Origin of the sequence: Vibrio sp. CUB2 (genome assembly GCF_001557945.1) — a bacterium.
Taxonomy (GTDB): Bacteria; Pseudomonadota; Gammaproteobacteria; order Enterobacterales; family Vibrionaceae; genus Vibrio; species Vibrio owensii.
Genome location: NZ_LNRB01000105.1, coordinates 1 through 204, shown reverse-complemented (window position 1 = coordinate 204; position 204 = coordinate 1). Strand labels below are relative to the sequence as shown.

1 tRNA gene and 1 rRNA gene are annotated in these 204 nt (G+C 50.5%); both read right to left on the bottom strand.

Going from position 1 to position 204, the window contains the following annotated elements:
- Nucleotides 1–73 (bottom strand) — tRNA-Ile (locus ATB78_RS28100).
- 67 nt (nucleotides 74–140) lie between these two features.
- Nucleotides 141–204: ribosomal RNA gene (locus ATB78_RS28095) — 16S ribosomal RNA — on the bottom strand; the annotation flags it as partial.

The window sequence follows — 204 nt, the reverse complement described above, 5'->3', positions numbered from 1 at the left end:
GCGTCTGAGTGGACTCGAACCACCGACCTCTCGCTTATCAGGCGAACGCTCTAACCACCTGAGCTACAGACCCAGTATCGTCTCTTTTACTTATAAACCGTATCAATCTGTGTGGACACTCATCGTGTATAATCATCGTTTAAGGAGGTGATCCAGCGCCAGGTTCCCCTAGCGCTACCTTGTTACGACTTCACCCCAGTCATG